Raw genomic sequence first — 13328 nt, 5'->3', positions numbered from 1 at the left:
TCGATCACCTCCGGCATCTGCCGGTAGAAGAAGGTGAGCAGCAGGGTCCGGATGTGGGCGCCGTCGACGTCGGCGTCCGTCATGATGACGATCTTGTGGTAGCGCAGCTTCTCGATGTTGAAGTCGTCGCGGCCGATTCCGGCGCCCAGCGCGGTGATCAGCGTCCCGACCTGTTCCGAAGACAGCATCTTGTCGAAGCGGGCGCGCTCGACGTTCAGGATCTTGCCGCGCAGGGGCAGGATCGCCTGGTTCTCGCGGTTGCGCGCCTGCTTGGCCGAGCCGCCAGCCGAGTCCCCCTCGACGAGGAAGATCTCGGACTTGGCCGGGTCCTTTTCGGAGCAGTCGGCCAGCTTGCCGGGCAGCGAGGTGATGTCCAGCGCCGACTTGCGCCGGGTCAGTTCGCGGGCCTTGCGCGCGGCCTCGCGGGCGGCGGCGGCCTCGGCGATCTTCTGGACGATCATCCGGCCCTCGTTCGGGTGCTCCTCGAACCAGGTCGACAGGCCCTCGTTGACGAGGTTCTCGACCGCCGGGCGAACTTCGGAGCTGACCAGCTTGTCCTTGGTCTGCGACGAGAACTTCGGATCGGGCACCTTCACCGACAGGACGCAGGTGAGACCTTCGCGGGCGTCCTCGCCCGAGACCGAGACCTTCTCGCGCTTCGTCGTGCCCGAGGTCTCGGCGTAGTTCGTGATGATCCGGGTCAGGGCCGAGCGGAACGCCGCCAGGTGGGTTCCGCCGTCGCGTTGCGGGATGTTGTTCGTGAAGCAGAGGACGTTCTCGTGGTAGCCGTCGTTCCACCAGAGCGACAGGTCCAGCTCGACGTTGTCCTTCCGCCCGCGCACCACGATGGGCGTCTTGATCAGCGGGGTCTTGGCCTTGTCGAGGTGGCGCACGAAGGCCTCGATGCCGCCTTCGTAGCTCATTACTTCCTCGAAGGGCTCGGCCTCGCGGAAGTCCTTCAGCCAGATCGTCACGCCCGAGTTCAGGAAGGCGAGCTCGCGCAGGCGGTGCTCCAGGGTCTTACGGTCGAACTCGATGAACGAGAACGTTTCGGTCGACGGCATGAAGGTGACTTCGGTGCCGGTCAGGAACTCGCCGTTGTCGCGCTTGGGCGAGACGCCGGTGACCACCAGGGGCGAGACCGCGTCGCCGCGGCGGAATTCCATCTCGTGGACTTCGCCGTTGCGGTGGATCTTCAGCTTCAGGAAATCGGAGAGCGCGTTCACCACCGACACGCCCACGCCGTGCAGGCCGCCCGAAACCTTGTACGAGTTCTGGTCGAACTTACCGCCGGCGTGGAGCTGGGTCATGATGACCTCGGCCGCCGAGACGCCTTCGCCCTCGTGGATGTCGGTGGGGATGCCGCGGCCGTCGTCGGTGACCGTGCACGAGCCGTCGGCGTTCAGGATCACCTCGACCCGCGACGCATAGCCGGCCAGGGTCTCGTCGATGGCGTTGTCGACCACCTCGTAGACCATGTGGTGCAGGCCCGAGCCGTCGTCGGTGTCGCCGATGTACATGCCCGGCCGCTTGCGCACCGCGTCCAGGCCCTTGAGAACCTTGATCGATTCCGCGCCATATTCGGCCGCGCCGTTCGTCTCGTTTTCTTCGCTCATCTTGCGTCCAGCTTAGGCGCCTGTTTCGAGGTTCGGACCCCGTGGATCCGGAGCGCCTGTGGGTCGGGCGACCGCGCTTGGCGCGGAGCCTAAATTCAATGCCTTCTATATAGGGTTCCCGGCTGATTCTGCACGCGTTTCCAGGCGCGCCGCGACGTCGCGGAGGAGGTTCGCCACCGCTTCCGGATCGCTGGCCATGGCGAGGTGGTGAAGGTCTGCGCGCAGGACCGGCCAGCCGCGAGCCTCGGCCTTGGCGGCGGTCGCCGCATAGCCCTGGCTGAGCTGGACGTAGGCGGCGGGAAGATGCTCCCACGCGTCGGCCGGACACACGGCTTCGAGGAAGCCGAACGGCGTGCGCGGCAGGTCGGCGACGAACGCTTCGCGCAGGGCCGCATCTGGGATCATCGTCGGCGTCGGGTCTTCGGGAAACCAGCGGTTCCAGGCGGCGAGGCGGCCCTCCGTCGTGATCCTGCGCAGGTGGGCGACCAGCGGCTCGGGCGCGGTCGAGAGGCAGCTCACGCCCGGATAGGGCAGCACCGCGTCGAGGAAGACCACGCCTGAGAGGCGCTCGCCGGCCTCCGCCGCAATGGCCGGGGCGAAGCCGCCGGCGCCGCTGTGTAGGACCGCGACGAAGGGCGCCTCGCCAGCCTGGATCGACACCGCCTCGGCCACGTCTCCGTACCAGCGGGGCCCGCGCACGCCGCCGTAGTCGACGACAACGGCCTCGGGCATCGTCTTGGCGAGCGCCCGCCAGGAGACGGGCCCCACGAACGGGCTATGGACGAGGGCGAAGCGCGCCATGTCAGCCGCCCACCGGTGTGAGGCCGGCGGCATCCACTTGGAACCCCTGGGCGCGACCCGCCATGCCCTCGAACAGCATCTCGTCGGTGCCGGTCAGGAACGCCTGCAGGCCCAGCGCCTCGATCTCGTCGAACAGGGCGGCGCGGCGGCGCGCGTCCAGGTGGGCGGCCACCTCGTCCAGCAGCAGGATCGGGGCGGGCTGGCCCTCGGCGCGGGCCAGGCGGGCGGCCTGGGCGAGGACGAGGTTCAGGATCAGGGCCTTCTGCTCGCCCGTGGAGCATTCGGCGGCGGCGCGGTCCTTCTCGTCGTGGATCACCGAGAGGTCGCCGCGGTGCGGGCCGGTGAGGGCGCGACCCGCGGCGGCGTCGCGGTCGCGGGCGCCGGCCAGGGCGCGCGCCAGGCGCCCTTCGATCTCGGCGAACTCCGCGCCCTCCCCGGCCATCCGCTCCCAGTCGCCGGTCAGCGACAGGCGCGCGAGGGGGAACGGCCGCTCGCCGCGGGTGGCGATCTCGGCGGAGAGAGCGGCCAGCGTGCGGGCGCGAGCCTCAGCCATCAGCGTGCCGGCTTCGGCGAGGCGGGCTTCCAGCGCGTCCAGCCAGGCGGGGTCCGGCGGGCCGTCGGTAAGCAGACGCATCCGCTCGCGCAGGGCCTTCTCGTAGGCCTGGACGTGCGCGGCGTGCTGCGGCTCCGCGGCGAAGACCAGGCGGTCGAAGAAGCGGCGGCGGTCGGCGGCGCCCTCCAGGAACAGGCGGTCCTGGGCCGGGGTCAGCCAGACCTGACGGACGTGTTCGGCGAGGCGGCCGGGCGGGGCGGGCTCGCCCTCCACGCGGACGACGCGCCGCGAGGCGCCGGCCTGTTCGACGCCGGTGCCAAGGCGGGTCTCCTCGCCGTCGCCGCCGATCGTGACCGCGACGGCCCAGGCGCGCCCGACCGTCTCCCCCGGCATCCGGCGGCCGACTTCCGACAGGCTGGACCCGCGCAGGCCGCGGCCAGGGATCAGGAAGCTGACTGCCTCCAACAGGTTGGTCTTCCCGGCCCCGTTCGGCCCGGCCAGCCAGACCGGCCGCCCGTCGAGGGCAAGCTCCGCCGAGGCGTACGACCGGAAGTCGGTCAGGGCGAGGCGCGTGAGGGCGGTGGCGGTCACCGGCGGGTCTTAGCCGGTTTCGCGGGCCGGCGCCCATTGAGTCCGGATGCCGCCAGCACGTTGTCAGCAGCCACCCCATATGCAGCCGCGGTGCGATTTTTCAGGGGCATGCCATGAGCCAGACCGCGAAAGCCGGACAGTTCCGTAAGCTGCATGACGGGCCCGCGGTGCTGGTGCTGCCCAACGCCTGGGACGCCGCCAGCGCGGCGATCATGGCCGACGCCGGCGCGCAGGCAGTGGCCACGTCGTCCGCCGCGGTGGCCTGGGCGTACGGCTACGCCGACGGCGACGTGCTGCCGATCGACCTGGTGATCGCCACCATCGCCGCGGCCGCAAAGGCGGCGGGCGACACGCCTGTAACCGCCGACATCGAGGGCGGCTTCACCGACGACCTGGACCAGCTCTCGGCCAACATCGCGCGCGTAATCGAGGCCGGAGCCGTGGGGATCAACATCGAGGACGGCGGCCGGGACCCCGCGCTGCACGCCCGGAAGATCGCCGCGGTCCGCGCCCAGGCGGAAAAGCAGGGCATGCCGCTCTTCATCAACGCGCGCACCGACGTCTACCTGCGCGGCCTGGCGCAGGGGGAAGCCGCCTACGAGGAATCGGTGAAGCGGGCGGCGCTGTACGCCGAGGCGGGCGCGGACGGAATCTTCGTGCCCGGCGTGGCCGATCCGGCGACGATCCAGCGCCTCGCGGCGGCCATCCGGCGGCCGCTGAACGTCATGGGCTGGACGGGGGTGCCCAAGGCGGCCGAACTGCAGTCTCTGGGCGTGCGACGGCTCAGCTCGGCCACCAACCCGTTCCGCGTGGCCTATGCCGCCATGGCGCGGGCGGTGGCGGCCTATCTGCGCGACGGCGACCCCGACGCGCTGGCGAAGGCCGGCGAGGGCGCGCCGAACCTGCAGCAGCGCTTCGCCTGATGCGCCGAGGCCGGGTGACCTCGCGCACGCCCGGCCCTATCTTGGGGCCATGACCGACATCCTCGACGCCGCGCCGCCGCTTCCCGACCTCGACCGGCCGAACACCCAGGACGGGCCGGCCGTCCGGCTCTACCTGGTGGACGGCTCGGGCTTCATCTTCCGGGCCTTCCACGCGCTGCCCCCGCTGACGCGCAAGTCGGACGGCCTGCCGATCGGGGCGGTGTCGGGCTTCTGCAACATGATCTGGAAGCTGCTGGTCGACATGAAGACGTCGGCCGAGGCGCCGACGCACCTCGCCGTGGTGTTCGACCATTCCGAGCAGACATTCCGCAACAAGCTGTACGACAAGTACAAGGCCCATCGCCCGCCGCCGCCCGAGGACCTGGTGCCCCAGTTCCCGCTGGTGCGGGAAGCGACCAAGGCGTTCGGCGTGCCCTGCCTGGAGCTGCCCGGCTACGAGGCCGACGACCTGATCGCCGCCTACGCGTGCAAGGTCCGCGACATGGGCGGCGAGGTGATGATCGTCTCGTCCGACAAGGACCTGATGCAGCTCGTCGGCGAGCGCGTCTTCATGCTCGACACCATGAAGAACGTGAAGATCGGCATCGACCAGGTCTTCGAAAAGTTCGGCGTCGCGCCCGACAAGGTGGTGGATGTCCAGGCCCTGTGCGGCGACTCGGTGGACAACGTGCCGGGCGCGCCGGGCATCGGGATCAAGACCGCCTCCGCCCTGATCAACGAATACGGCGACCTCGACACGCTGCTGGCCCGCGCGGGCGAGATCAAACAGGAGAAGCGCCGCCAGACCTTGATCGAGTTCGCCGACCAGATCCGCCTGTCGCGCCAGCTCGTGCAGCTCGACTGCGACACACCCCTCCCCGAGCCGATCGACGCGCTGGCGGTGGACGATCCGAACCCCGAGGAGCTGCAGGCCTTCCTCGAGAAGATGGAGTTCCGCACTCTGGCCAAGCGGATCGGCGACGGCAAGACGCCGGCCGCCGGGGGCGGCATCACCGTCGCCGCCACGCCCGCGCCCGAGACGCGGGCGCCGGTCCGGCCGCAGCATGGCCCCATCGACGTGAACGGCTACGTCTGCGTACGCGACCTGGCGACGCTCGACGCCTGGATCGCCAAGGCCTACGCCGCCGGGACCGTAGCGTTCGACACCGAGACCGACGCCCTGTCGTCCTCCAGCGCGAACCTGTGCGGCGTTTCGCTGGCGGTCGCCCCCGGCCAGGCCTGCTACATCCCCGTCGGCCACGAGAGCGAGGACGGGCTGCAGCTCGACGCGCCGTCCGACCTCACCCAGATCCCGCTCGACGAGGCCATCGCCCGTCTCAAGCCGCTCCTCGAGGACCCGGCGGTGCTGAAGGTCGCCCAGAACGGCAAGTACGACATGGCGGTCCTCGCCCGGCACGGCGTGCAGGTCGGGCCGATGGACGACACCATGCTGATTTCGTTCGCGCTCGAGGGCGGCCTGCACAAGAGCCACGGCATGGATGAGCTGTCCAAGCGGCTGCTCGACCACGAGCCGATCTCGTTCAAGACGGTCGCAGGCGCGGGCAAGGCGCAGAAGAGCTTCAAGCACGTCGAACTGGGCGCAGCGACCTGCTACGCGGCGGAGGACGCCGACGTGACCCTGCGCATCTGGGAGCACCTGAAGCCGCGCCTCGCGCACGAGCGGCTGGCGACGGTCTACGAGACGGTCGAGCGGCCAATGCCGCAGGTGCTGGTCGAGATGGAGCTGGCCGGGATCAAGGTCGATCCCGACCGGCTGCGGCAGCTTTCCAACGACTTCTCGGTCCGGATGGCCGAACTGGAGGCCGAGGCGCACCGGGTGGCGGGCCGCCCGTTCAACCTGGGCAGCCCCAAGCAGATCGGCGACATCCTGTTCAAGGAGATGGGCATCGCGTCCGGCAAGACGACCGCGACGGGGGCCGCGTCCACCGACGCCTCGCTGCTGGAGGACCTCGCCGCCCAGGGACACGAACTGCCGCGCATCCTGCTGGACTGGCGGCAACTGTCGAAGCTGAAGGGCACCTACACCGACAATCTGGTCGCGGCGATCAACCCGATCACCAACCGCGTCCACACGTCCTATAGCCTCGCGGCCGCCACGACCGGGCGCCTCGCGTCGTCGGACCCGAACCTGCAGAACATCCCGATCCGGACCGAAGAAGGCCGGAAAATCCGCAAGTGCTTCATCGCCGAGCCCGGCCGCGTACTGATCAGCGCGGACTATTCGCAGATCGAGCTTCGACTGCTCGCCCACATCGGCGACATCCCGCAGCTCAAGAAGGCGTTCGCCGACGGCCTGGACATCCACGCCATGACCGCCTCCGAGATGTTCGGCGTACCGGTGGAGGGCATGCCGGCCGAGACCCGGCGGCGCGCCAAGGCGATCAACTTCGGCATCGTCTACGGCATCTCGGCCTTCGGCCTCGCCAACCAGCTTTCCATCCCGCGGGAGGAGGCCGGGGCCTATATCAAGACCTACTTCGAGCGCTTCCCCGGCATCCGGACCTACATGGATCGCATGCAGCAGCAGGTGCGCAGCCAGGGCTTCGTCACCACGATCTTCGGTCGGAAGGTCCACATCCCCGCGGCGCAGGGCAAGTCGCAGGCCGAGCGGGCTTTCGGCGACCGGGCGGCGATCAACGCGCCGATCCAGGGCGCGGCGGCCGACGTGATGCGCCGGGCGATGATCCGCATGCCCGAGGCGCTGCGCGACGCGGGCCTGACGGCGAAGATGCTGCTGCAGGTGCACGACGAACTGGTATTCGAGGCGCCGGAAGCCGAGGCCGAGGCCGTCATCGCGGTGGCGCGCAGGATCATGGAGCGCGCGGCCGAGCCGGCGCTGCAAATCTCGGTGCCTCTGGTCGTGGAAGCGCGCGCCGCCGCCAATTGGGACGACGCGCACTGACCCCGCGTCGTCAGCCGGCGAAGATCCAGTCGGAGTTGAGCGTGCTCATGGAGACGCCGGCCAACACCACGTGGCCGCCGCCCACCATGTCGACCACGACGTCGGAGCCCACCTGGCTGACCGTGTAGCTGGTGCCCGCGTCCAGGCGCAGGCGGTCGCCCGCCTGGTAGTTGAAGTCGGTGATCCGATCGAGGCCAGCGTCGCCGAAGCTGTGGAACACGTCGGCCCCGGCGCCCCCGGTCATCGTGTCCGAACCCTTGTCGCCCGAGAGGTAGTCGGCGCCCGAACCGCCCAGCAGGAGGTCGTCGTCCTGGCCGCCGCGCAGGGTGTCGGCGCCGTCGCCACCGTCGCAGGTGTCGGCGCCGAGGTTGCCGTAGATCAGGTCGTCGCCGGCGCCGCCCGAGAGGCTGTCGTTGTCACGGCCGCCCACGACCCAGTCGGCGCCCGAGCCGCCCGAGACCGTGTCGTTGCCGGCATTGCCGTTGATGTCGTCGAACGCGCCGCCGCCGACGATGGAGTCGGAGCCGTCACCGCCGCGCAGATAGTTGGAGCCGCCGGTGTCGACGATAGTGTCCGCGCCCGCGCCGCCCTGGAGCGAGTCCTGGCCGATGCCGCCCGTAAGCACCTTGTCCGAAGCGAGCTGCTGAGGGTCCCTGGCGTTGAACTTTGCGATCGCGGCAGCGCCATCGTCCGACGCCAGCGCGATCACGCCGTTGTTCGTGTTGACGAAATTGGTGGTCACGCCGAGCTGATACTCGTTCGCGGTATTCCCGCTGGCGACGACCCGGTCGATGTCGCCGATGAGGATCCACGACTTCCGGTCTGTGAAGCCCACGACGACGTTGTCGAAGATCTTGGCGTCCGTGGCGTGCCCGAGCGCGATGCCGTGATAGTTGGCGCCCACGATCAGGTTGTTCGCGATCGTCACCCGCTGGTAGGGCAAGTTCCCCACCTCGTCGCGCATGAAAATGCCCTGCGAGATCCGGCCCTCGCCCCGCACGTAGGTGTTGTTGGCGATGACGATGTCGTGGGCGGACGCCGTCGTTTCGGTCGTCCAGAACTGGATCGCGTCGGGATGGTCCTCGCCGATCGGATAGATGTCCCGGAAATCGTTTCCGGCGACCGTGACGTTCGAGCTTCCGCCGCCACGCACCGCCTGGGCCCGGATGTCGTGGAAGTCGTTGTTCAGGATCGTAAGGCCGTCGTTCTTGCCCTGGGTGATGCCCCAGTTCAACTCATGGAACTCGGAATCTTCGACGGTGATGTTGGTATTGTCGAAGAGGTAGAGGCCCCACGGATCGGTATCGGTGTTACCGTCCAGCACGCCATGCACGTTGATGCCGACGAAGTGGATGTCCTGGCTGTGCGCCAGTTCGAAGTTGGTGTCGTTCGTGCGAGCGAATTCAAGTCCCTGGAAGGTCAGACCGCTGCTGCTGTTGACGCTGAGGCCGCTGAATACCGGAGCGGCGCCGGACGCCGCGCGAATCGTCACGTCGTCAGCGAAGTTCTGACCTGTGATCCGCATGTAGCCGTAGTTGCCGCTGGCAAGTTCGATGACATCGCCAGCCTTGGCGCTCGACAAGGCGCTCTGCAGCGTCGATGCGCTGGTCACCGTGGTAATCATGGGTACCCTCGTTACTGCCGGCCAGGCCGGTTACGCGACCCGCAGGTCAGACGCCCCCAGAAAGCCCGACGCGCCGTCCAAAAGGTTAATTTCGGCCGAACGACAGACCGATGCGCTCCCACGTCGCAGCGTGACTGTGATGCGTCGATATAGCGTGAATCAGAAAGGTGAAGAACAGGTACGCCTCAGCCGTGGCTCACGCCCCGCCTGCGTCACGAGGCCGTCCCGCCGGGAGATGGCCGCTGGCTATGCCGACTGTCGAGAAGGTTCCTGGTGGAGCCGAGGGGAGTCGAACCCCTGACCTCCTCATTGCGAACGAGGCGCTCTACCAACTGAGCTACGGCCCCAGGAAGGCGCGGAATAAGGCGATTGAGGCGGCCCCTGTCAAGCGCCTCTGCACGACGTCGCCTTGCCACCGCCGAAAACGCCGGTAGAAGCAGACCCATGGCCGGCTTCCTATACTTCGTCATCGACGGCATCCTGGGTCTCCTGATCCTGGCGATCATCGTCAGCGCGATCCTGTCGTGGCTGGTGGCGTTCAACGTCATCAACCTGCGCAATCAGTTCGTTTACGGCGTCGCGCGCTTCTTGGACGCCGTGACCACCCCCGTGCTGCGGCCGTTCCAGCGGCTGATCCCGCCCCTGGGCGGCGTCGATATCAGCCCGATCATCGTGATCCTCATCCTCCAGGGCGTGCGCGGCTACCTGCTGCCCTGGCTGTTCCGGCCGCTGTTCGGCCTGATCGGCTGATCCGGCTCTCGGTCAGGGTCACGCCCCGCGGCGGCCGCGACGCGGTCGAGGGGTGGATGCTGGACGAGGCCGGGCGCCCGGTCCTGAAGCTGAGGGTCGCCGCCGCGCCCACCGACGGATCGGCGAACGCGTCCGTCATCGCGCTGCTCGCCAAGACGCTGAAACTGCCCAAATCGTCCGTCCAGCTCGTCGCGGGCGAGACCGCGCGCGTGAAGCGGCTGGAAATCGACGCGGATGGAGAACGGCTCGCAGCCGCGCTCGGGAACCCTCCGGGCGATCATAAGTTATAACCGCGATCGTCCAACGACTTGCCTGTCGGACACGGACGATCCGGATCGGCCCGGCCAACACCCCTGGCATCCCCCCCGACCGAGGTCGGGCCGATCCCTTCCCAGATCGAGCCGCCCTTCGCGTCGTCGCCGCTTGTCGGTAAGCTCCGCGCCATGTCCAGCCGAGCCGAGCTTGCGCGCCTGATCGCCGACGCCCGCCGCGTGGTGGTGTTCACCGGCGCCGGCATCTCCACCGAAAGCGGCATCCCCGACTTCCGCAGCCCCGGCGGGGTGTGGAGCAAGATGAAGCCGATCTACTTCCAGGAATTCGTGGCCAGCGAGGAGCGGCGCCGGGAGGCCTGGGACCGGGCGTTCTCCGGCCGCGCCGGCTGGGTGGGCCGCGAGCCCAACGCCGGCCACATGGGCGTGGCCCGCCTGATCGCCAGTGGCAAGGCCAGCTCGGTGATCACCCAGAACGTCGACAACCTGCACCAGGCCTCCGGCGTGCCGACGGAACGGGTGATCGAGCTGCACGGCAACGCCAGCTACGCCACCTGCCTCGAATGCGGCCTGCGCCACGAGCTGGAGGACCTGAAGGCCCTTTACGAAGCCACCGGCGACCTGCCGGCCTGCCGCTCGTGCAGCGGGCTCGTCAAGACCGCGACCATCTCGTTCGGCCAGGCGATGCCGGCCGAGCCGATGGCGCGGGCCGAGGCCGAGACCCTGGGCTGCGACCTGTTTCTGGTGCTGGGCTCGTCCTTGGTGGTCTATCCGGCGGCCGGGTTCCCCATCATGGCCAAGCGCAACGGTGCTCGCCTGGCGATCGTGAACCGGGAGGCGACCGAGCTCGATCCCTACGCGGACCTGGTGCTGCACGACGAAATCGGGCCGGTGATGACCGAGGCGGCGCCAGGGAACTAATTTCCGACTTCCGTCGATTCGTCACACACGCGCCTTGTTGTTCAGGCTATGCGCTGCGCCGGATTTCCATCGGAGCGCTCTGTGATCAAACCTGCCGTCGCGGCCACTCTCTTCGCCGCCCTGCTCACCGCCTGCAGCCAGGGCGGCGGGGCCAAGTCCAGCTCCAGCGATCCGTACGCCGGCCTCGATACGCAGATCCTCGCCTGGCGCACCGAGATCGAGGCCAACCATTCGGCCTGCGCCAGCAAGGTCGAAGGCAAGGGGTGCCAGGACTTCCAGGTGATGTGCAAGGCGGCCCAGGACATCACCCCGGACGAGACCGCCAAGGGCGTCACGGCCAAGGTGGTGGCGGCGATGACCTTCGCCGGCCGCAATCCCGACGGCTCCACCGGCAAGTCGGGCTCGTCGTTCGCCACCTTCGCGAAGGCCGGCGACGCCTGGACCCGCGCCGAGGCCAAGCCGGTCAACCTGACGACCTGCGCGCCCCTAGCCTAGGCGGGTCCCGACGACCTTCCTGACCTGCGCGGCCTGCCGCCTCGCGACCGGGATCTCGGCGCCCGACTGCAGCACCAGCGCGGCCGGACCGCCCGGCCGGCGGGCCAGGCGCACGATCCGGTCGCGCCGCACCAGGGCGCCGCGGTGGACGCGCAGGAAGTCGGCGGGATCCAGCTCGGCCTGCAGCTTGCGGATCGCCTTGCGCACCAGGAAGCTGCGGCCGCGGCTGTGGATGCGAACGTAGTCGCGCTCGGCCTCGACCCAGTCGATCAGGGCTACGGGCAGGCGCAGGCGGTCGCCGCGGTCCGGCACCCAGATCTCCTCGGCGAAGCCGCTGTCGGGCGGCGGTTCGGCGTCGGCGGCTCGCAGGGCGGCCACCACCTCCTCCAGCTCGGCGATGCGCGAGGTCGCGGCGCGGGAAGCGATCCGGGCGCGGGCGCGCTCCAGCGCCGCGTGCAGGCGCTCGAACTCCACGGGCTTCAGCAAGTAGTCCACCGCAGCCAGCTCGAAGGCGTCGGTGGCGAAGCGGCTGAAGGCGGTCACGAAGATGAAGGCCGGCGCATCGACCGGATCCAGTTCGCGCGCCAGGTCCAGGCCAGAGAGCCCGGGCATGCGGATGTCCAGCAGGACCACGTCGATGCCGCCGCCGCGGATCAAGGCCATGGCCTCTTCGCCATTGCCGGCCTGGCCCACGACCTCGACGTCGGGCGCCTGGTCGATCGCCATCTGCAGACGGCGCAGCGCCAGCGGCTCGTCGTCCACGAGCGCCACGCGCAGGGCCCGCGCGGGGGCCGGGGTTATGCTGCCTTGGATCATGCCCGCTCCAGAGGGATTTCCACCGACGCCAGGAAGCCGTGCGGCCGCCGCGGGCCGCAGGTGAGCTCGGCCGCCTTGCCGTAGATGAGGTCCAGCCGGCGGCGCACGTTTTCGAGCCCCAGGCCCAGCTTGGGCGGCGTCTGCCCGGCGCCGTCGCCGCCGTCGTCGCAGACCGTCAGGCGCAGGCGCCCGTCAGCCTCCTCGGCCTTGATCTCGATGGTCACGGTCGCGTTCGAGCGCGCCACGCCGTACTTCACCGCGTTTTCCACGAGCGGCTGCAGGATCAGGCTGGGCGCCAGTACGTCGCGCAGGTCGTGGGGGATGGTCTCGACGTAGTTCAGCCGGTCCTCGAACCGGGCCTGCTCGATCAGCAGGTACTGGCGCTGGGCCTCGATCTCGTCGGCCAGCGGGGCCTTGTCCGGAAGCTCCTTCTCCAGGGTGTGGCGCAGGAAGCTGGACAGCGACAGCACGACCCGCTCGGCGCGCTCGTTCTCCTTGGCCAGGATCAGCGAGGAGAGCGCATTGAGGGTGTTGAAGAGGAAATGCGGATTGATCTGGTAGCGCAGCATCCGGTTCTGCGCGTCCATGGCCAGCGCCTGGGAGGCCATCAGCCGCAGGTTCTTCTCCTTCAGCTCCTCCTCGTAGCGGATCGCGAAGTAGAGCGCGCACCACGAGATGAAGGTCCAGAAGAACATCGAGGCCGTGTAGGCGATGGAGATCGGCGAGAGCGGCTCGACCTTCCACATCGGCCAGATCAGGTAAAAGGCGGCGTAGTTGATCAGGGAGTAGGCGAAGCCGCCTATGACCGACATCAGCACGGCGGCGACGATGCGCCGCCAGACCGGCTGGTCGGCGAGCAACGACAGGATCTTGCCGATCCCCAGGCAGGCCACGAAGCCGAAGACCGCCATGCCGAGCCGCCGCACGGCCATGTCGCCCGCATGCGGCATGGGGTCGGCGAGCATCCGCGCCGTGACGATGACGTAGGTCAGCGCCCAGAGCACGACGTTCGCGACGAGGTAGTTGTTCGGACGCCACAGGCGCAT

At 69.1% G+C, this 13328-nt stretch carries 12 protein-coding genes and 1 tRNA gene; 6 read left to right on the top strand and 7 right to left on the bottom strand.

Features of this window, described 5'->3' with window-relative positions:
• The 3 genes from Q0L11_RS12595 to recF form a co-directional block, all read right to left on the bottom strand.
• A partial coding sequence (locus Q0L11_RS12595; RefSeq protein ID WP_296597664.1) for a DNA gyrase subunit B occupies positions 1–1616 on the bottom strand: 1616 nt, incomplete at its 3' end.
• Positions 1617–1721: 105 nt separating this feature from the next.
• Complete coding sequence (locus Q0L11_RS12590) at positions 1722–2417, bottom strand: alpha/beta fold hydrolase (RefSeq protein WP_296597662.1); 696 nt, start codon at positions 2415–2417, stop codon at positions 1722–1724.
• A gap of 1 nt (position 2418) precedes the next feature.
• A complete protein-coding gene (recF, locus tag Q0L11_RS12585; RefSeq protein WP_296597660.1) occupies positions 2419–3561 on the bottom strand; it encodes a DNA replication/repair protein RecF in 1143 nt (380 codons plus the stop codon).
• 113 nt (positions 3562–3674) lie between these two features.
• Here recF and Q0L11_RS12580 point away from each other — a divergent pair, with 113 nt between their 5' ends.
• Both Q0L11_RS12580 and polA read left to right on the top strand, forming a co-directional pair.
• Positions 3675–4484, top strand: coding sequence for an isocitrate lyase/phosphoenolpyruvate mutase family protein (locus Q0L11_RS12580; RefSeq protein ID WP_296597658.1), 810 nt, complete (start codon positions 3675–3677; stop codon positions 4482–4484).
• A 49-nt stretch (positions 4485–4533) separates the two neighbouring features.
• Positions 4534–7407, top strand: a complete 2874-nt coding sequence (gene polA, locus Q0L11_RS12575) for a DNA polymerase I (protein ID WP_296597656.1) — start codon at positions 4534–4536, stop codon at positions 7405–7407.
• Positions 7408–7417: 10 nt separating this feature from the next.
• On the opposite strand, the gene Q0L11_RS12570 is transcribed toward polA, so the two are convergent.
• Together Q0L11_RS12570 and Q0L11_RS12565 are read right to left on the bottom strand one after the other, a co-directional pair.
• Positions 7418–9031 (bottom strand): right-handed parallel beta-helix repeat-containing protein, encoded by a 1614-nt coding sequence (locus Q0L11_RS12570; RefSeq protein WP_296597654.1) that lies wholly within the window; start codon positions 9029–9031, stop codon positions 7418–7420.
• Positions 9032–9302: 271 nt separating this feature from the next.
• A tRNA-Ala gene (locus Q0L11_RS12565) sits at positions 9303–9378 on the bottom strand.
• A 97-nt stretch (positions 9379–9475) separates the two neighbouring features.
• Here Q0L11_RS12565 and Q0L11_RS12560 point away from each other — a divergent pair.
• The 4 genes from Q0L11_RS12560 to Q0L11_RS12545 all read left to right on the top strand — a co-directional run bounded on the left by Q0L11_RS12560 (position 9476) and on the right by Q0L11_RS12545 (position 11466).
• On the top strand, positions 9476–9781 hold the full coding sequence (locus Q0L11_RS12560; protein ID WP_296597653.1) for a YggT family protein: 306 nt from the start codon (positions 9476–9478) through the stop codon (positions 9779–9781).
• Positions 9781–10071: a DUF167 family protein gene (locus tag Q0L11_RS12555; protein WP_296597666.1), complete on the top strand. Its 291-nt coding sequence runs from the start codon at positions 9781–9783 to the stop codon at positions 10069–10071. Before Q0L11_RS12560 ends, Q0L11_RS12555 begins: the two co-directional genes overlap by 1 nt.
• 153 nt (positions 10072–10224) lie before the next feature.
• Positions 10225–10971 carry a Sir2 family NAD-dependent protein deacetylase gene (locus Q0L11_RS12550; protein ID WP_296597650.1) on the top strand — a complete coding sequence of 249 codons (747 nt, stop codon included), beginning with the start codon at positions 10225–10227 and terminating at the stop codon, positions 10969–10971.
• 81 nt (positions 10972–11052) lie between these two features.
• Positions 11053–11466 (top strand): hypothetical protein, encoded by a 414-nt coding sequence (locus tag Q0L11_RS12545; protein ID WP_296597649.1) that lies wholly within the window; start codon positions 11053–11055, stop codon positions 11464–11466.
• Here Q0L11_RS12545 and Q0L11_RS12540 read toward each other — a convergent pair.
• Both Q0L11_RS12540 and Q0L11_RS12535 read right to left on the bottom strand, forming a co-directional pair.
• Positions 11458–12282 (bottom strand): LytTR family DNA-binding domain-containing protein, encoded by an 825-nt coding sequence (locus Q0L11_RS12540; RefSeq protein ID WP_296597648.1) that lies wholly within the window; start codon positions 12280–12282, stop codon positions 11458–11460. The genes Q0L11_RS12545 and Q0L11_RS12540 overlap by 9 nt on opposite strands.
• Positions 12279–13328, bottom strand: a complete 1050-nt coding sequence (locus Q0L11_RS12535; RefSeq protein ID WP_296597647.1) for a sensor histidine kinase — start codon at positions 13326–13328, stop codon at positions 12279–12281. The genes Q0L11_RS12540 and Q0L11_RS12535 overlap by 4 nt, the downstream gene beginning before the upstream one ends.

The sequence above is a fragment of the Phenylobacterium sp. genome (assembly GCF_024508875.1).
Lineage (GTDB): Bacteria > Pseudomonadota > Alphaproteobacteria > Caulobacterales > Caulobacteraceae > Phenylobacterium.
Note: the sequence above shows the minus strand (reverse complement) of the source record. Positions and strands in the feature narration are given on the sequence as shown.

Excerpts from the sequence above, each read along its gene's own strand:
- Q0L11_RS12590 (WP_296597662.1), bottom strand. The coding sequence starts at position 2,417 with ATGGCGCGCTTCGCCCTCGTCCATAGCCCGTTCGTGGGGCCCGTCTCC.
- Q0L11_RS12580 (WP_296597658.1), top strand. The coding sequence starts at position 3,675 with ATGAGCCAGACCGCGAAAGCCGGACAGTTCCGTAAGCTGCATGACGGG.
- polA (WP_296597656.1), top strand. The coding sequence starts at position 4,534 with ATGACCGACATCCTCGACGCCGCGCCGCCGCTTCCCGACCTCGACCGG.
- Q0L11_RS12570 (WP_296597654.1), bottom strand. The coding sequence starts at position 9,031 with ATGATTACCACGGTGACCAGCGCATCGACGCTGCAGAGCGCCTTGTCG.
- Q0L11_RS12560 (WP_296597653.1), top strand. The coding sequence starts at position 9,476 with ATGGCCGGCTTCCTATACTTCGTCATCGACGGCATCCTGGGTCTCCTG.
- Q0L11_RS12550 (WP_296597650.1), top strand. The coding sequence starts at position 10,225 with ATGTCCAGCCGAGCCGAGCTTGCGCGCCTGATCGCCGACGCCCGCCGC.
- Q0L11_RS12540 (WP_296597648.1), bottom strand. The coding sequence starts at position 12,282 with ATGATCCAAGGCAGCATAACCCCGGCCCCCGCGCGGGCCCTGCGCGTG.
- Q0L11_RS12535 (WP_296597647.1), bottom strand. The coding sequence starts at position 13,328 with ATGCGCCTGTGGCGTCCGAACAACTACCTCGTCGCGAACGTCGTGCTC.